Raw genomic sequence first — 17,439 nt, 5'->3', positions numbered from 1 at the left:
ATTGGCGCGCGCGATGTCGTGGATGCAGACCGTCCGGATCCAAGCGGCGAAGTAGCTTTTCACCGGTAGATGACCGGCTTTCATGGGACCCGACGGCACCTGCGGCGGAGACCGGCACATGCCCGTCCGGTTCCGCAACCGTTGGCGCTGCGGGGTAGATGGCGAGCAAGCCATGCCGGGTCATGGTATCTGTGTCCCGGATAGATGTCCCGAGGCGGGTGGCGCGCGAGGCTGGCGCCGACGCTCGAAGGTCCCGACGATGACCATGTGCCCGCCGCAGCATGGGCATGGCGGGCGCAGATCCGGCGGTTCAATCTCGGCAACGTCTGCGGGCGCCGGTGCGACCCCGAGCAGCCGGCGGACGTGGTCGAGCGTGGTCTTGCGGGTGGCGCCGGCGAGCAGGCCGTAGTGGCGGATGCGGTGGAAGCCCTTGGGCAGGACATGAAGCAGGAAGCGGCGGATGAACTCGCCGGCGGCTAGGGTCATGACCTGCTGCCGTTCGGCACCGGCACGGCGATAGTCCTTGTAGCGGAAGGTGACGCCGGTCTGGTCGAAGCGCAGCAGCCGGCTGTTCGAGATCGCGACGCGGTGGGTGTAGCGCGAGAGGTAGGCGAGCACCGTCTCGGGCCCGGCGAACGGCGGCTTGGCGTAGACGACCCAGCGCTTCTTCCGGACCGGTGACAGGTGACGCAGGAAGGCGCGCCGGTCGGCGAGATGCGCAAGGCTGCCGAAGAAGGCGAGCCGCCCGGCATCGTGCAGCGCCATCAGCCGGGTCAGGAACACGCGGCGAAACAGTTTGCCCAGCACTCGCACCGGCAGCAGGAAGGCCGGGCGTGACGACACCCAGCGGCTGCCGTCCGCCGACAACCCGCCGCCTGGGACAATCATGTGGATGTGCGGGTGGTGGGTCATCGCCGACCCCCACGTGTGAAGCACGGCCGTGATGCCGATGCGGGCACCGAGGTGCTTCGGGTCCGCAGCGATGGTCGTCATCGTCTCCGACGCCGCCTGGAAGAGCAGGCCGTAGAGAGCCGCCTTGTTCTGGAGCGCGACCTGAGCGACCTCGGCCGGCAGCGTGAACACGACGTGGAAGTAGCCGACCGGCAGCAGGTCGGCCTCGCGCTCGGCGAGCCAGGCGCGCGCGGCCGCGCCCTGGCACCGCGGGCAGTGCCGGTTGCGGCAGGAGTTGTAGGCGACCCGCCAGTGCCCACAGTCGGTGCAGGCCTCGACGTGCCCGCCCATGACCGCGGTGCGGCAGGTCTCTATCGCCGACATGACCTTGAGCTGGTCGAGGCTCAGGTGTCCGGCACGCGCCGCCCGGTATGCGGGACCGGCGGCGCGGAAGATGTCGGCGACCTCGAGCGAGGCGCGCAACGCCCGGTCAGCCGGGCGGACTCTCCTCGAGGGCGCTCGCCGTCAGCCGCTCGAGCGGGCTGGTCACGGCGCGCATCGTGCGAGTCGCGACCTTGGTGTAGAAGGCGGTCGTGTCGAGCCGGGCATGGCCGAGCAGCGCCTGGATGACGCGCACGTCGACGCCGTCCTCGAGCAGGTGCGTGGCGAAGCAGTGCCGCAGCGTGTGGGGTCCGATGCGCTTGTCCAGACCCGCGGCCCGGCCCGCCTCGACGACGACGCGGTGCAGCTGCCGGGCGCTCAGCGGCTTGAGGTAGTGCTGGCCGGGGAACAGCCAGCCGTCCGGGTGCATGACGCCCAGCTGCCGCCCGGCCTTCCACCACGCGCGCAGCAAGGTGAGCAGGCCTGCCGGCAGCATGGCGTTGCGGTACTGCCCGCCCTTGCCGCGCTCGACCCGGAGCAGCATCCGCTCGCTGTCGATGTCGCGCACCTTCAGCGCCGTCACCTCCGACGCGCGCAGGCCCGAGCCGTAGGCGACCGACAGCGCCGCCTGATGCTTGAGGCAGGTGGTGGCCGCCAGCAGCCGCGCCACCTCGTCCTGGCTCAGCACCACGGGCAGCTTGCGGGCGTGCCCCGTGCGGACAAGCCGACGTGCCAGGTCCGGCCGGTCGAGCGCCTGGGTGAAGAAGAACCGCAGCGCCGACACCATGCTGTTCATGGTCGGCACCGGCACCCCCAGGTCGCGCTGCTCGACCTGGAAGCGACGCACCTCCTCGGCCGTCGCCGTGTCGGGTGGACGCCTCAGAAACGTGGCGAACCGGCCGACGTCGCGAATGTAGTTGCGCTGCGTCTCGCGGCCGAACCGACGCATCTGCATCTCGTCGATGAGGCGCTGGCGCAACGGGCTGACGGCGATGGGAATGAGGGTCGTCATGGTGGGGCTCCTTCTCGTGGAGCCCCGATGCTCTGCCTGTGACGAGCAGCGCTCAACCGACGCGCTACACCCGCACGTCACCTCAACCTCGCCCCACACGACCATCCCGCGGAGCGGGTTCGTGCATCCACCACTGACAGGCGTTCGAGGCCCCTACCCTCCCGGCTGAACGAACATCCGCTTCTTGGTGGTCGCGGCCCGAAAGCGGCCGGTCCGCTCTCCACCAGCCTCGCCATTGCGGAGGCGACCTAACCATCCCAAACATACGGCAATCGATATTTCCGCCGTTAGATAGGCCGATCCGATTAGGCTGCACGACAAGATGCCGCAGGAGCGCGCACACGACTGTTACCGTTTCGACTGAACATCAGCGCATCTTTTGAGCATTATCTTTACTCAATAGCACGAACGCATCGTCGCGTTCAGAACGGTCTGACTAGCCATTCAAACCCCGTACCGCTTATTGCCGCCGCTGGTGATGCAGTACCTCCCTCCGCGCGGCCCGATGCAGATCTGCGAACCCGAGCACGGGCATCCGCCGCCGAAATAGGATCCTCCGCCGCGGCTGCGACGCCCACGTCTTCCGTGCGATGTCGATCGACGCTTCGCGTGGTGAGCGCCGGCGCGCGTGGCGTCGTACGCGCCTGCGGCCGAACCCGCAGTCAGCAGACCGCGCGTGCCGCCGGATTGGGTTGCGCCGACGGCCGCAGCGGCGGCGCTACGCGCAAGGAAGCCTTCCGAGACCCAGCAGGTTCCGCCGGCTCGGGTGAGACCGGCCCAACCATCGCGACGCTCGGCCACCACCACCTGCTCGTTCCTGCTCAGCGCTTCGACCACGCGTGCCGACGACGTAGGTTCGGCTCGGCAGTTTAGTTTCCGAGCGGACACGCGGGCCGGTTCTGAAGTGCCTGCCGCACCGACCACCGGCTCGGCGACGGTCGCGTCGTTCTGCGCGTTCGACGAACACTTCCCGATCGCAAAGAGGGCGATGGCGATCACCAGCACCACGCCGCAGCCACGACCGGCACCGGTCTCGTCGCCCCCCGTCGACCTGGAAGCGGCAGGCCTCGACGGCGTGGTGCCGGCCATCTGCGATCTGCCGCCTCCGGTGCGGTTCATCCTCACCTGCCTACGCACCGCCATGAGGCTCCCCCCGTACAATCCCAGACACCCGGAACAGCCTGCCCGCCATTTCAATCGGCGGCAATAAGCGGTTGTTCGCATTGTATTTAGCTTTGGGCTCGATAGTCTTTACCAATGCGCCGAAACTGGGGACCGGTCGCGATGGGAGAACTTGCTTGAATGCGCATGATCTGAGGTCGCGCTGGATGCGTGACCTGACGCGTTTCCTGCCGTTGAAGAGCCAGTTCGTCCTGACGGGCAACGTCAGGGACCTTCAAATCCGTGTGGTCGACGGCCGGGCGGTCGCCGCCCCCATTGCCGACGTCCTCACCTCGACGCTCGCCGAAGCCGGATACGCCGCCGTCGTGCACTACGACCCGCTCAAGGGCTTCACGGTTCTGAGCCGTCCGGACGGGACGCGGACCGATGGCGACGCGCTTCTCACGAGGCTCGGGCTGACGCCATCCAACGGCCGCGCGCAGGCGGGCCCGGATGTATTCGGCGCCACACTCGAGAAGATCGTGACGCTCGAAGGCGAACCGATCGCGCTCATCGCCGACTTCGCCTCCCGCATGATCGTCCGGAGCGATGCCCTTTCGCCGGCCGAGCAGCAGCTGTTCACACGGGCGCTGATCCTCAGCCAGACCGCCCGCGCGCGACCGAGCGGTCCTGACCGATCGCCGCGCTACAACACCGTCATCTGGATAGCCGAGAAGGAGGGAGACCTTCCCGACTGGCTCACCATCGACAACCCCCGCGTCAGGCACGTGCCGATCGCGCCGCCCGATCGGGCGGCGCGAAGTGCCGTCGCCCCCTCACTGGTGAAGACGTTGCCCGGCTCGCGCGACGCCGAGGCGGACGTTCTCGAGGAGGCCGGCCGCTCGCTCGTCGATGCGACCGAAGGCATGCTGCTCGTCGACCTCAACGCGGTGGCGCAGCTCGCCCGAGCCGAGAAGGTGCCCGTCACCGAAATCGGCGAGGCCGTCCGCCGCTACAAGGTGGGCGTCACCGAGGACGCGTGGCTTAAGATCGAGCGACGGAAGATCCGTGACGGCGCCGACATCATCCGCCGCCGCGTCTCCGGGCAGGATCACGCGGTCGTCCACATGCTCGACATTGTGAAGCGCGCGGCGACCGGCATTGGTGGCGGACGTCGCGGAGGCCGTCCCCGTGGCATCGCGTTCCTCGCCGGCCCCACGGGCGTTGGCAAGACGGAGCTGGCGAAGACCGTCACGGAGCTGCTGTTCGGAGACGAGAGCGCGTACATCCGCTTCGACATGTCGGAATTCAGCGCCGAACACGCGGACCAGCGCCTAATCGGCGCGCCACCCGGGTACGTGGGTTACGACGTCGGTGGCGAGCTTACGAACGCCGTGCGCGAGCGTCCTTTCAGCGTCGTGTTGTTCGACGAGATTGAGAAGGCCCATCCGCGCATCCTCGACAAGTTCCTCCAGATCCTGGACGACGGCGTCCTGACCTCGGGGCGCGGGGACCGCGTGTACTTCTCCGAAGCGCTGATCATCTTCACCTCGAACCTCGGCATCTATTCCGCCGGCGCGGATGGCGCCCGCGTCGCGAACGTCACGCCCGACCAGCCCTTCGACGAGGTGCGTTTGCGCGTCCGAGCCGGGATCTCGAATCACTTCAAGCTCGTTCTCAATAGACCCGAGATCCTCAATCGCTTCGGCGAGAACGTCATCGTCTTTGACTTTATCCGGCCGACGATCGCCGACGAGATATTCGGCTCGATGGTAGACAGCGTGATTCGGGACGCCGCCGCGGGCGGACGCGACATCGTCCTCTCCAAGGAGGCCCGCGAGGCCCTGCGACAGCTGTGCACGGCCGATCTCTCGAACGGCGGTCGAGGCATCCGCAACATGATCGAGGCACATCTCATCAACCCGCTGGCTCGCGCGCTGTTCGAGCTGGATCGCGAAGGAGAAGTGAGGATCGCCCGCGTCGTCACGGGCGGCGTCACGACCCTCGAGATCGAACCGGCGTGATGCAGGTCTCGATCTCCCGCATCCACTTCCCGGTAACCACGCTCGGACCCGGACGTCGCGTCGGGCTCTGGTTCCAAGGCTGCTCGATCCGATGTCCCGGCTGCATCTCGGTCGACACCTGGGACGCCGGCCGCAACCTCGTGGACGCGACGGACGTCGTCGACCGTCTGAGAAAATTCTCGGGCTCGTGTGACGGCCTCACCGTCTCGGGAGGCGAACCGTTCGATCAGCCCGACGCCCTTGCAGAGATACTCTACGGGTGGCGCCGACATTCGGCGACACCCACTCTGGTCTTCACGGGTCGCGAAATGCAGGATGTGGCCGGCTGGTTCGACGTCCATCCCGACCTCGTCGACGCCGTCATGACGGGTCCGTTCCGCTCCGATCTTCCCCAGACCGCCGCTCTTCGGGGCAGCGACAACCAGTCGCTGCACATGCTCACCGAGCGCGGTTCGGCCTTCAAGGTTTACGATCGCGCGACCGGGGTCGAGGACAGACGACTTGACGTCATGTTCGACGACGTGGGGGACGCCTGGCTCGCCGGCATACCGGCCAGAGGCGACCTGTCGAAGCTGCGCCGACTGCTCGCCCGGGAAGGTCACTCGGCCTCGACGTCCGCATCCATCCGGGAGACCGTCCGATGATCCGCTTCTGCCCCAACTGCGAGACCCAGCGGCCGGCCGACGAGATCCTGTGCGACGGCGACATCGCGGGCCTGTCGTGCGGATGGGAACTCTCCGATCTGCCGCTGCGACCAGCCGGCTGGAGGCCCGCGGCCCTAGAATTCCCGGCCAGCCCGGCATCGACGCCGACCTGCACCAACGGACACGGTCTCGAACCCGGCGACCTCATCTGCAGCGAGTGCGGCGCCGATCCGCGGGTGCCCGACGACGCCGCGGTCGAACGGCACCCGCCACGGGACGTCAACCGGGGCGCGGGCGGGATCGACGGGAACGCGACGCCGCCCATTTCCGAACCCGCACCCGAGGCAGAGGCCGAGACGGAGATCGCCGGTTGGCGCCTGCTGCGACGGATTCCGACGACCAGTCATGTCCGGGAGCGGTTCGAGACGGTCCGGGACGAAGACGGCCGGGAGGCGGTCCTGACGCTCTACGCCAACGGCAGCGAGCCGGATCCCGAGGTGTACGACGCGCTGAGCGTCCTCGATCGGGACCACGTGCCGGAGATCTTCGATACGGGAAGGTGGCGGGATCGCGCTTACGAGGTGTCGGAAGACCTGCGCGGCGGCACGCTCGCCGACCTGGGGCTGATGGCGAACGATCGAGCGACGCTCTGCCGCATCCTGGACGAGGTGGGCGGCGCGCTGGCGGCCTTCGCCGAACGCGGTCTGCGACATAGAGATCTGCGACCTACGGCGATCATGGTGCGGACGCGCGAGCCGCTGGACCTCGTCATCACCGGCTTCGGCTCGGCGCGCCTTTCGGACTACGATCTCGACGTCGTGTCTCCCCTCGAGATCACGCGGTACACGGCCCCCGAGGCGGTGGCCGGCGGCGTCGCAGCCGCCAGCGACTGGTGGAGCCTCGGCATGATCCTGCTCGAACAGGTCACTCGAGGCGCGTGCTTTGCCGGCGCCGACGACCAGTCGTTCCTGATCAGCGTCCTAACGAACGGGGCGCCGATCCCCGACGATCTGCCCGTCGAGGTGGACGCGCTTCTGAGAGGGCTTCTGGCACTTGACCGCCGGGAACGCTGGTGCTGGCCCCAGGTCCAGCGCTGGCTCGCGGGCGACGTGCCGCAGGCGCCCTCCCGGCTGCGTCCTGTGGGAGACGGGGCGGGCATGCGCAGCATCATTCTCGGAGGCGTGAAGCTGGACACGCCCGAACGGTTCGCACTTTTGGCCGCGGAGCCCGAACACTGGGACCAAGCCCGGTCAATGCTGCTCCGCGGCGAGCTGGCGACGTGGATCGACGAAGCCGGACACCATGCCGACCTTCGTGCCGAAGTCAGGACGATCGCCGCCCTGGAGGACGTCTCGGCGGACTTCAGGCTGGCGCTCGCGCTGAAGGCGCTGAACCCTGCGATGCCGCTCGTCGTGCGGGGCGAGATTGTCACGCCCGGTTGGCTGATCGACCATCCCGACGACGGCTACGCGCTCATCACCGGACCTCTGCCAGATCGCCTCGAGCGCGACGACGACGAGGTGTGGCTGTCCCGCCTGAAGCGCCGCGAGGCTCGCGTGCGCGAGAGGGCGAAGCAGCTCGACGTAGAGATCGACGAGAGCCAGCTCCAAGCCTCGGTCTTGTCCACGTCGAAGTCGCGGCTTGCCGCCGTCTGGGCGGACCGCAGCCGCATCCTTCCGGACACCGACCACCCGGGTCTCCTCGCCATCGTCGAGCGCAGGATCACCGAAGAGGAGGACCTCATCCTCCTCCTGAGCGCGTCGGCCATCCACTTCCGATCCGCTGAGGCGATCGTTGGCGAAGCGGCGACCGCGGCGGCCGCCGCCGGGGTCGCGGAGTTCGACCGTGCCGCGGCACTGGCGCGCACCGGCGCGCCGAGACGCGAACTGCACGCGGAGATCGAAGGGCGTCTCGAAGGCTTCGCCCGTTGCGGTCGGCAGCGCATCGACGATTGGGGCGACCAGTTCAGGCTGGAGAAGCGGCTGCCTCTCGCGCGCGCACTCGCCCTCCTAGCGGTGCCGGCGGCGGAGTGGCGGCAGCCGCCGCGGCAGGCGTACATAGCGACCCTGCTGGACTTCTTCGCGCGTCGGATAACGGGCACGATCATGCGTGGGCCGCTCACCCGAATGGTAATCGGCAAGACCACGGCCCGTCTCGATCTGATGGAGCTCGACAGTCCCCGCCGGAGGGCTTCCGAGCTGCTCGACCACGTCCTGCTCCGAAACGATCAGAGGATCGATCTGGACCCGACGCCCCTCATCGACGATCCGCGCGTCGAGCGTCGTCTCCGGACCCTCCACAGCCACGCCACCCTCTACCGCCGCGACACCGGGATCGACGGCCTCTACCTGGGCTTCCCGTTCCTCGTCATGCAGGAGGCCCGGGCCTCGACCCGTCCCCGCATCGCCCCCGTTCTCCTGTGGCCGATCAGGATCCACCCCGAGACCGGATCGCGTGGGCGGGTCACCCTCGCGTTCGACCGGGACCGGGAGGAGGTCCGCCTCAATCCCGCGTTCGAGACGCTGCTCGGCGTCGAGACCGCGGCCCGCTGGCAGGAGGCGGCCGACGACGTGCTCGGGAGATCGTCCGTCACCGCGCAGGACGTGGTCGAGGCCTTCCGCGAACTCGCCCGGGTCGAAGGCCGAGCGCTGGAGGGTATCCCCTCCAAGGATCTCCGGCTACGGCCCGGGGAAGATCGCGTCGCCTGCGCCGCCGCCCTGTTCCATCTGGGCTTCATGGGTCAGGCCGTGATGGAGGACCTGCGGCAGCTCAAGAGCAGGCCGCCTGCGGGCACCTCGCTCGAGACGGCGTTCCGGGCGGGCGAACAGATCGTCAGGGGCGAGCAGCTCCACGTTCCCGAGCGCGAGCGCTTCTTCACCGCCGACAGCGATCCCTCCCAGGAGGCCGCCGTCCTCGAAGCCAGGCAGGGTCGCGGGCTGCTCGTCGAAGGACCGCCCGGCACCGGCAAGAGCCAGACTATCGTCAACATGGTCGCGGACGCCATTGGCACTGGACGCAGCCTGCTGGTGGTCTGTCAGAAGCAGTCGGCGCTGGAAGTCGTGCACAAGCGGCTCGAAGCCTCGGGCCTCGGAGAGCGCGTCGTCATGGTCAACGACGTGAACAAGGATCGCGAACCCGTCATCCGCGCCGTCCGCGAGCAGCTCGAGGCGCTGCACGCCAGGCCCGGAGGTGCAACCGGCTGGCGGCAGCTGCGCGATCAGGCGGCGGCCCGCATAGAGGCGCTCGAAGCCGATCTAGACGGTCAGCATCGTGCGCTGCACGCCGTTGACGAACGGACGGGCTTGTCCTTCCGGCTGATCCTGGGCGACCTCATCGGGTTAGCACGCGAAGGAATCACGCCCGCCCTCCCATCGCTGCGCCAGGTGCTCGCCGGCACGGATCCCGGAGCTTTGACGGTCCTGCAGGAGATCTGCGCGCCCATCGCCCGTCTGTGGCTGCCCGCACGTTGGGAAGGCAGCGCCCTCCACGACACGCTTCCATTCGGGACCGACCCCGGCTCCGTGCAGACCTTCTCGGAAGATCTGGGAGCGTTCGCGGCCGCCGAGGAGGAGCGCCTGGACGTGACCGCCCGGACGCCCAACGCCCTCGAGATCGAGGATCCCCAACCCTACCTAAGCTGGTCGACGGAGCACGGCGCCGCGTTCATATCGATCGACCATGAAGCGCGGCAACGTCTCGCACGCTGGCTTCCGCTGCTCGCGGGTGCGTCCGAGCGCACGCCCGGCGAAACCGAACCCCAGACGGAGCTCGCGGATCTGGAGCGTTCGCTCCTCGCGCTGCCGGCCGACAACGCCCCGGACGACGCCGTGGAGGTCGCGCGGGGACTCGACGACGTCGACCTCGTGGCGTGGACGGAGACCTCGGATCGGCTGCAGCGCCGACCGACGTTCATGGAACGCCTGATGCCATCCAGGTGGATGGCGCTTTGGCGACGACGGACGTTCATGAAGCAGGCCGGGTTGAGCGAGCCTGCCGCCTTCGGCGCCGCGCTCCACCGTGAGGAAGCCTTGCGCCCGCTTCGCAGCAGGCTCGAGAAAGCTACCGCCGGGCTGGGCGAGGCCGCCGGCCACCTTGCCGTCCTGCGCATCCACCGGCTGATCGAAGAAACCCGAGCGTGCCGCGCTTTGATCGACGGGGCGGAAGGGCTGGCCGTTCGGCTCGAAGCCTACCCCGAACCCTCGGTCTCGGCGGCGATGGCGAGAGCCGCGACCCGCCAGGCCGTGGAGGACCTCATGGAGGGAATCGATCAGGGCCTCGCCAGGCACGCGGCCCGGACCGTGAGCCGATCCGCTCTCGATCGGCTCGCGGCCTGGATGTCGGAGGCCTGGGTCGACCAGTGCCGCGCTGCCGTGACATCGCAGCAATCCAACGCGGCGAGGATCGAGCCTCTGCTCGGCGCAGTGCCCCACGTGCCCGCCTTCCAGCGCTTCCGGGCGCGGGTTCCCCAACTGGGCGAAGAGGCGATGAAGGTCTTCGCGCAGCTCTCCCGCATCAGCGAGGAACTCGCGAGGATCGAAGAGGTCGAACTGGAGTCGACGGTCCGGCGCATCATGGCAATCGAGGCTCGTCTGGCATGGAAGAGCCGCCTTGAGACGGCGGCTCCCACCCTCCTCCTCGAAGCGCAGGAGCTCGAGGCAAAGGCCGCGGCGCTGGCGCTGGCGGACCGAGACATGCGAGCGCTGAACCGCCGGCTGCTGGTCGATGGGCTCGACGCGAGCCGCCTCAGGCCGCTCAGGGAGTGGGAGGACATCACGCGGCTGCGGGGGGCCAGGGCCCGCCGGCTGCGCGAGTTCGTCGATCGCGGGGCCGAACTGGGCCTCATGCGCCTGCGGCCGGTCTGGCTGGTCAATCCCGACGTGGCGAGCCGACTACTGCCGCTCCGCAAGGGCCTGTTCGATACCGTCATCTTCGACGAGGCGTCACAGATGCCCATCGAATACGCGTTGCCCACGCTGTTCCGAGCCGAGCGGATGATCGTCAGCGGCGACGAGAAGCAGATGCCGCCGACGGCGTTCTTCTCGAGCAAGGTCGAAAGCGACGAGGCCGAGATCTTCGAGGGGTACGCCAACGAGGAGGACCTGCAGGAGGACGAACGCGACGCCGCGGACGAGACGTGGAACCGGCGGGAGATCAAGGACTGTCCGGATCTGCTGCAGCTCGGCAAGTCCGTCCTGCCCGCGACGACGCTCCAGATCCACTACCGGTCGATCTACCGCGAACTGATCCAGTTCTCCAACGCGTCCTTCTATTCGAACCGTCTCAGCGTCCCCGCCCGCCATCCCGCCGACGAGATCAGACGCAAGCGCCCGATCGAGGTGGTCCGGGCGGAAGGAACCTACGTCGACCAGACGAACCCAGGCGAAGCCATGCAGGTGGTGGAGAAGCTCGCGGAGCTCTGGAGCAAGGAGGGAACGCCGCCCACGATCGGCGTGGTCACCTTCAACCGCAAGCAGGCGGACGTCATCGAGGAGGCGCTCGAACGCCGTGCGGAGACGGACGCCGCCTTCCGCGCGGCGCTGACCCGTGAACGCGACCGCGTCGAAGGCGGCGAGGACATGGGGTTCTTCGTCAAGAACGTCGAGAACGTGCAGGGCGACGAGCGGGACATCATCGTCTTCTCGTCGACCTTCGGACGCAACGCGCAGGGCACCTTCCGGCGGTTCTTCGGCGTCCTGGGGCAGAAGGGCGGCGAGCGACGCCTGAACGTCGCGGTCACCCGGGCCCGTCAAAAGGTGATCCTCGTGACCTCCATGCCGATATCCGAGATATCCGATCTCCTGAGCACCCGCCGTCAGGCATCCTCGCCGCGCGACTTCCTGCAGGCGTACTTCGAATATGCGAGATCGATATCCGAAGGCGATCTCTATGCCGCGGACGGGCTGCTGACGCGACTGACGCCGGAACGACGACGCGGCGGAGGTGCCTCGTTCGACGATGCGGACGGCCTGCGCGTCTGCGTGGCGGAGGAACTGCGGACGATGGGTCGGGATCCGACCAGCGTCGGTGACGACGGCGCGTTCGGCCTCGACTTCGTGATCGAGGACCCGAGAACTGGTCTATACGGCATCGGCATCGAATGCGATGCGCCGCGGCATCCACTGCTGACCAGCGCCCGGGCCCGGGAGATGTGGCGGCCGCAGGTGCTGCGGCGCTCGATTCCCGTCATCCACCGCGTCTCCTCGCATCGCTGGTTCTCCGAGCCGGAGCGCGAGCGCGAGCGGCTGAAGGTGGCGGTGGAAACCGCGATGGGAGGATGGAGATGAGCGGTCCCAAGGTCGTGCGCATCGTGACGCGCGAGGAGATACTCGACATCTGCCGAGGACACCTTGCGAGGGTCGACGCCGCGCTGGAGGAATGGACGCGCGTCGGAACGCGCAACGAGTGCATCGACGAAGACGCGTTGGCAGCGGCACGGCGACGCAGGGCGGCCCTTGAGGCCCTCATCCGGAGCGACCGCTTCATGGACCTCCAGAAGCAGGCCCCCACGGAGGAGGCGTTCCTCGAGGAGGACCTCCGACGGAGGCTGACCAAAGTCGCACAGGCGCAGGCGGCGGCGCGATCCCGGGACCGCCGGTCAAAGGAGACCGGCGCGGCTCTTCTGCGCTCGCTTGAGCAAAAGGGGCCGGTTCCTCCCCAGCTCGCCGAGGATCTGCGGAACGGGCGTGAGGAGGCGTTTCCGCAGGCGTTCGGCATCATGTCGTCCGCCGCCCGGGAGCATAGCGCCTCATCCGAACTCGCGCGCAGATTGCGCGAGGAGGATGTCGATAGAAACTTCTCGAAGTGGATGGCCAACAGGCAGGTCGCGATCGACCCCGAGATCGACAGGCTCGAAAACCGCCTCTCCGAACTCGCCCAGATCGCGGATGCCATCAAGTTCGACGATCTGCATGCACGGCTCGAGGAGGCGCGTGGCGCTTCGGGAAGCCGACGCGGGCTGCTGCTGGACGGGCTGGAGGTCGAAATCGGACGCACGCTGGCGGCCGCGCGCCGCACGGCCGCCCTTCTGCACGAACTTCGGCTGCTGTCGGCCGAGGCTTCCGCCGCCGGTCTCGACGAGGCGGCGTTCGACGCCGGAGCGGAAAGCATGGATGCGACCGCCTTAGAGCACGGCATAGCCGCAGCCCGGGCGGCCATCGAAGCCCACCGTGCGGCCGCAGCCGCGCAGGCGCGACGAGCGGCGGTGCTGAAGGGGCTCGCGGAGCTCGGCTACGAGTTCGCGGAAGGGATGACGACGCAGGTCGCAGGCGACAACCGACTTATCCTGAGGAGCGCGTCCAGGCCGGACTACGGGGTCGAGGTCTCCCCTGCGGGAGCGAAGATGCAGATGCGTCCGGTCGCCTTCGAGGGCGGATGCCTCGGGCCCGACCCGGCCCGCGATCGCGACGCCGAGACGATCTGGTGCGGAGACGTGACGTCGCTTCAGGCCAGCCTCGCCGAAGTGGGAGCGGGACTCCAGATCGAGAAGTCGCTGCCGGTGGGTGCGGTGCCGCTCAAGCGGATGCGGCTCACCGGACCGGAGACCGTTGCGTCGGCCGCGACCCCCCAGTTGCGTTCGATCAGATCGGACAGATGACGGCGAGGCGACGCGCAATCACGATTGAAGAGGGAGCAATATCCATGACAGCGCCGTTCGGCATCGAATTCCACACGCCGGTCGAGGATCTCGAAATCATTGAGGATCTAGGCCACGGCAAATACCTCGTGACGCCGCCGAAGCCGCACCCCAGCTTCGAAAGCTACGTCGTGCAGGCCACCCCTTCCGTCGGCATCTGCTGGATCAAGGGCGTCTCCACAACGGTAGGCAACGATGCGTACGGCATCCAGGTGCGGCAGCTGCATGGTTCGCTGAACGCGCAGCTCGAGAAGCGCTACGGAGCCGGAGAACTTGCGGAAGGATTGCGGTCGGGCTCGATCTGGGACGAACCGCGCGATTGGACTCAGGGGCTTACCGCGAACGAGCGCCATTGCTACGTTCTCTGGGAGCGACCGGCAGCCCGGCTTCTTCCGGATGACGTCGACTCGATATTCCTCGGAGTCAAAGGCTTGAGTTCGGATGAGACGAACGTCGGTCTCGAATACGCGTCCGTCAGAATGAAGCAGGCCGAGGCCGAGCTCCAAGACATGCTATCCGATCTCCTCTGATCGCCCGAGGAGCCGGTTGGAGCTCGCTAGCGGGCTGGTCTCCAGCCGGCCGCCTCGGCCTCGGCCTCGCTGCAGAACCAGCGTTCACTCTTCGGCGGCGCGATGCGCACCTTGGCATAGTCCCGGCCGCCGGGAACGTGGTAGATCCTAGCGCCCTTCGAGCTGACGTTGCCCTTGATCGTGCAGGAGGGGTTCGGCGCGCTAACGGCTTCGCCCGGCCGCGCTCCGTCTCCACGGCGAAGGGCCCGGAACTCCGCCGGCGGTTGGAAGACATCAGACCACATGCCCAGGCGCTTTGTATGCGCGACGTCCTCCGTGCCAACGTAGCGGGTGCTGTAGCGGCGGTAGGCGACCGCCAGCCCTCGGCTGACCAGTTCCTCGCCGACGTCCCTTCCCGCGCTGCGGCACACGGCCACGGTCCTGCCGTAGCGATCGACGTCCATCGGCATGCAGGTCACCGTCCTACCCTCAACGGCGCGTCCGAGCGCGTCGGCCGCGGTGCGGCCACATGGATTGCGTCGGGATCCTCTCCCGCACAGCTGGTGCAGCTCAGGCGCGTCGATCCCGTACAGGCGTATGCGCGTCGCACCAATCCGCAGCGTATCCCCATCGATCGCCCGCGCCGAACCCACGATAGACGCCAACGCCGCCAGCGCAGCCAACCACGTCAACGCCGAACCTCCCTAGCTCCCTGGAACGGGCCGGCTATAAACCGCTGCCGGGGAACAACAATCCGGGGGAAGCGAAGGTGGTCACGTCGAGGCAGATCACGCGCGGCGTCGTGCGGACGATGAAGGCCATGGACCGCGCGGCCAAGCAAGCGGAGCGGCAGCGGATCGCGCGACAGAACGCGCTGCACAAGCAGGCCGTGCTCGACTCCTCGTCTCGAGCGGCGGCGCAGTACGAGGAGATCATCGAAGCGCTGATCGGCGCTCACCGCGTCGACTTCCGTCGTCGCGACTGGTTCAGGACGGCGACCGCACCGCGCGTCTCTCCACCCGAACGGCGATCAGACGCCGAGGACGCCGCGCAGGAGGAGTTCGACGCCTACACTCCCGGCTGGATGTCCCGGCTGTTCGGGCGGCAGCAGCGGGATCTCGATCGGCTGGGACAACGGGTGATGGAGGCGCGCGGTCTAGACGACGAGGTGCACATCCAGATGGTGCATGCGGCGCATGCCCGCAACGCCGAGATCGAGGCCGCCCAGAGACTCGTCGAACGGCAACCCGATGCGATCGTCGAAGCGCTGGAGCTGCACAGCGACCTCGGTGATCTTCCATTCTCGGTCGAAGGCATGGACACCCTCATCATCGACGATCGCGTCATCGCGGTAGTCGACGGGTTGGATTTGGAGGACATGCCGGAGGAGAGTATCTCGCTTTTAAGGTCCGGCAAGGCGTCCCTCAAGGCCATTCCGGTCGGTAAGCGCATTGAAATGCACCGCGACGCGATATGCTCCGCCGCCGCCCGCGTCGCCATCGAGTGTCTCTCCGTCCTGCCGGTGGACGAGGTGGAAGTGCTCATGCTGACCGACATCTTGGATCGCGGCACTGGGCACATAACTTTCGCCCCGGTCCTGCACCTACGGGTGAGCGTGCAGGCGCTTCAGGTAACCAACATGGCGCGCACCGAGGCGGCCGCCTTCGTGGAGCGACTGGGAGGCCACTACCAGTGGTCGAAGCGCGACGGCTTCCGTGCGCTGAATCCCACCGCGTTTGGCATCGATCTGAACGAGCGACAAACGCTTCCGCGATCTCCGGTTCCCGCCCCCGTACAGCCGAGCGCTTGATTGGCGAACGTGCCGACTTCCGAGCACGCAGGCGCCCGGCTGCCGGGGTTTGCCAAGCCGCGCTCGCGGTGGATGACAGATCGGGCTATGCCCCCCCCTCAGTCATCGCTCGCATGAGGTGACATAAACTGACATGACAACGGGCGCAGAAATAAGTTCGACCATTTGTTTATAGCGAAGATTTGTCATTATTTAAATTCATCAACGACGTCTAACGCAGAGATTGGAACACGATAGATCACGGTCACTTTATGCCACGAAAATTTGTTTAAGTCCTCTACACTGAACAAATAGCACCGAATTGCGGTGCTCAAGTTAAAAGAGGAAATCCCGCTTTGCACCACTTGGAGAAATTTCACTCTCTGCCCACCGCCTGAACGAAAATCGGCTTCCTCGTGGTTCTCGCCCGAAAGCGGACGGGCAGCTTTCCTAAAGAGTTTCGGGCGCCGGTAGGCGTACGAAAGTCCTGGAAGCCCGAACCCGCGGGCCTCAACCGGTGCGCTATGGGGTTTTCAGGTTCAGCCGGGCTAAGCGTCGGGGGCCACGGTGGGCGTGCGCGATGTCGTGGATGCAGACTGTCCGGAGCAGGCCTGCCGGCGGCATGGCGTTGCGGTACTGCCCACCCCTGCCGCGCTCGACCCGGAGCAGCATCCGCTCGCTGTCGGTGTCGCGCACCTTCAGCGCTGTCACCTCCGACGCGCGCAGGCCCGAGCCGTAGGCGACCGACAGCGCCGCCTGATGCTTGAGGCAGGTGGTGGCCGCCGGTAGCCGCGCCACCTCGTCCTGGCTCAGCACCACGGGCAGCTTGCGGGCGTGCCCCGTGCGGACAAGCCGACGTGCCAGGTCCGGCCGGTCGAGCGCCTGGGTGAAGAAGAACCGCAGCGCCGACACCATGCTGTTCATGGTCGGCACCGGCACCCCCAGGTCGCGCTGCTCGACCGGGAAGCGACGCACCTCCTCGGCCGTCGCCGTGTCGGGTGGACGCCCCAGAAACGTGGCGAACCGGCCGACGTCGCGAATGTAGTTGCGCTGCGTCTCGCGGCCGAACCGACGCATCTGCAACTCGTCGATGAGGCGTTGACGCAACGGGCTGACGGCGATGGGAATGAGGGTCGTCATGGTGGGGCTCCTTCTGGTGGAGCCCCGATGCTCTGCCTGTGACGAGTAGCGCTCAACCGACGCGCTAAACCAGCGACGTCACCTCAACCTCGCCCCGCACGACCATCCCGCGGAGCGGGTTCGTGCTTCCACCACAATCGGACATTGCCCCCTCCCCGTACGAGGGTCCGAGCCGCCTCAAGGGAAGGCCGATGGAGCGGGTGAATGGAACACGCCACAAGCGTACATTCCTGAAGGCAAATGTCTGAGGGAGAATGGCCGCTTACGCCCACAACCGGAATAGATGTGACCGCAACACCTCCGACGGGGGGGGGG

General features: G+C 67.5%; 11 protein-coding genes. 6 read left to right on the top strand and 5 right to left on the bottom strand.

Going from position 1 to position 17,439, the window contains the following annotated elements:
• Positions 1-180 precede the first annotated feature (180 nt).
• From FFS23_RS01190 to FFS23_RS19955, 3 genes are all read right to left on the bottom strand, one after another.
• On the bottom strand, positions 181-1,374 hold the full coding sequence (locus FFS23_RS01190; RefSeq protein WP_137897085.1) for an IS91 family transposase: 1,194 nt from the start codon (positions 1,372-1,374) through the stop codon (positions 181-183).
• Between the two features lie 7 nt (positions 1,375-1,381).
• Positions 1,382-2,284, bottom strand: a complete 903-nt coding sequence (locus FFS23_RS01185) for a tyrosine-type recombinase/integrase (protein ID WP_137897084.1) — start codon at positions 2,282-2,284, stop codon at positions 1,382-1,384.
• Positions 2,285-2,728: 444 nt separating this feature from the next.
• Positions 2,729-3,373: an SH3 domain-containing protein gene (locus tag FFS23_RS19955; protein ID WP_171009312.1), complete on the bottom strand. Its 645-nt coding sequence runs from the start codon at positions 3,371-3,373 to the stop codon at positions 2,729-2,731.
• Positions 3,374-3,612: 239 nt separating this feature from the next.
• Here FFS23_RS19955 and FFS23_RS01175 point away from each other — a divergent pair, with 239 nt between their 5' ends.
• Genes FFS23_RS01175 through FFS23_RS01155 form a run of 5 tightly spaced genes read left to right on the top strand, consistent with a single transcriptional unit; the run spans position 3,613 to position 14,216 of the window.
• Positions 3,613-5,409: an AAA family ATPase gene (locus tag FFS23_RS01175; RefSeq protein WP_137897083.1), complete on the top strand. Its 1,797-nt coding sequence runs from the start codon at positions 3,613-3,615 to the stop codon at positions 5,407-5,409.
• The gene (locus FFS23_RS01170) at positions 5,409-6,053 is read left to right on the top strand and encodes a 4Fe-4S cluster-binding domain-containing protein (RefSeq protein ID WP_137897247.1); all 645 of its coding nucleotides are present in this window, start codon (positions 5,409-5,411) and stop codon (positions 6,051-6,053) included. Before FFS23_RS01175 ends, FFS23_RS01170 begins: the two co-directional genes overlap by 1 nt.
• On the top strand, positions 6,050-12,337 hold the full coding sequence (locus tag FFS23_RS01165) for an AAA domain-containing protein (RefSeq protein ID WP_137897082.1): 6,288 nt from the start codon (positions 6,050-6,052) through the stop codon (positions 12,335-12,337). Before FFS23_RS01170 ends, FFS23_RS01165 begins: the two co-directional genes overlap by 4 nt.
• Positions 12,334-13,647: a hypothetical protein gene (locus tag FFS23_RS01160; RefSeq protein WP_137897081.1), complete on the top strand. Its 1,314-nt coding sequence runs from the start codon at positions 12,334-12,336 to the stop codon at positions 13,645-13,647. Before FFS23_RS01165 ends, FFS23_RS01160 begins: the two co-directional genes overlap by 4 nt.
• Before the next feature lie 44 nt (positions 13,648-13,691).
• Positions 13,692-14,216, top strand: a complete 525-nt coding sequence (locus FFS23_RS01155) for a hypothetical protein (RefSeq protein WP_137897080.1) — start codon at positions 13,692-13,694, stop codon at positions 14,214-14,216.
• A gap of 26 nt (positions 14,217-14,242) precedes the next feature.
• Here FFS23_RS01155 and FFS23_RS01150 read toward each other — a convergent pair whose 3' ends face one another.
• The gene (locus FFS23_RS01150; RefSeq protein ID WP_212742883.1) at positions 14,243-14,887 is read right to left on the bottom strand and encodes a thermonuclease family protein; all 645 of its coding nucleotides are present in this window, start codon (positions 14,885-14,887) and stop codon (positions 14,243-14,245) included.
• Positions 14,888-14,964: 77 nt separating this feature from the next.
• Here FFS23_RS01150 and FFS23_RS01145 point away from each other — a divergent pair, with 77 nt between their 5' ends.
• A complete protein-coding gene (locus FFS23_RS01145; protein WP_137897079.1) occupies positions 14,965-16,005 on the top strand; it encodes a hypothetical protein in 1,041 nt (346 codons plus the stop codon).
• Between the two features lie 501 nt (positions 16,006-16,506).
• Here FFS23_RS01145 and FFS23_RS01140 read toward each other — a convergent pair.
• Complete coding sequence (locus tag FFS23_RS01140; RefSeq protein ID WP_137897078.1) at positions 16,507-17,124, bottom strand: phage integrase N-terminal SAM-like domain-containing protein; 618 nt, start codon at positions 17,122-17,124, stop codon at positions 16,507-16,509.
• Positions 17,125-17,439 lie beyond the last annotated feature (315 nt).

This window comes from Sphingomonas sp. 2SG (assembly GCF_005503285.1).
GTDB classification, from domain to species: Bacteria; Pseudomonadota; Alphaproteobacteria; order Sphingomonadales; family Sphingomonadaceae; genus Sphingomonas; species Sphingomonas taxi.
This window is presented reverse-complemented; position numbering and strand designations above follow the sequence as displayed.

Bases quoted from the DNA above. Each gene is read 5' to 3' on its own strand.
- FFS23_RS19955 (WP_171009312.1), bottom strand. From the start codon at position 3,373: ATGGCCGGCACCACGCCGTCGAGGCCTGCCGCTTCCAGGTCGACGGGG.
- FFS23_RS01170 (WP_137897247.1), top strand. From the start codon at position 5,409: ATGCAGGTCTCGATCTCCCGCATCCACTTCCCGGTAACCACGCTCGGA.
- FFS23_RS01185 (WP_137897084.1), bottom strand. From the start codon at position 2,284: ATGACGACCCTCATTCCCATCGCCGTCAGCCCGTTGCGCCAGCGCCTC.
- FFS23_RS01175 (WP_137897083.1), top strand. From the start codon at position 3,613: ATGCGTGACCTGACGCGTTTCCTGCCGTTGAAGAGCCAGTTCGTCCTG.
- FFS23_RS01165 (WP_137897082.1), top strand. From the start codon at position 6,050: ATGATCCGCTTCTGCCCCAACTGCGAGACCCAGCGGCCGGCCGACGAG.
- FFS23_RS01160 (WP_137897081.1), top strand. From the start codon at position 12,334: ATGAGCGGTCCCAAGGTCGTGCGCATCGTGACGCGCGAGGAGATACTC.
- FFS23_RS01155 (WP_137897080.1), top strand. From the start codon at position 13,692: ATGACAGCGCCGTTCGGCATCGAATTCCACACGCCGGTCGAGGATCTC.
- FFS23_RS01140 (WP_137897078.1), bottom strand. From the start codon at position 17,124: ATGACGACCCTCATTCCCATCGCCGTCAGCCCGTTGCGTCAACGCCTC.